At 52.1% G+C, this 240-nt stretch carries 1 protein-coding gene; it reads right to left on the reverse strand.

The features are described 5' to 3' along the window. The coding region (locus tag HKX41_13175) for a transposase (protein ID NNC25086.1) at positions 1 to 240 on the reverse strand (240 nt) is incomplete at both ends.

Here is a 240-nt window from a genome sequence, read left to right on the forward strand (position 1 = left end):
TCCAAGTCCTCAACGAATACGGCGTCGTATTCTCTGACGAGCCATGTTGTAAGTTTGTGCTGGTAGTCCAGCACTTTCCGCCGGATGTGACGCTTGATCTTCGCAACCGTCAGTCGTTGTTTCTCGTAGTTATTCGACCCTTGCTCTTTGCGAGAGAGTTTGCGTTGCTCGCGGCGGAGTTGTTCGTACTCGTCTCCAAGATCAAGCCAATCTACAGTCTTCCCGTCCGAGGTGTGGATG

It is taken from the genome of Salifodinibacter halophilus, from assembly GCA_012999515.1.
Lineage (GTDB): Bacteria > Pseudomonadota > Gammaproteobacteria > Nevskiales > Salinisphaeraceae > Salifodinibacter > Salifodinibacter halophilus.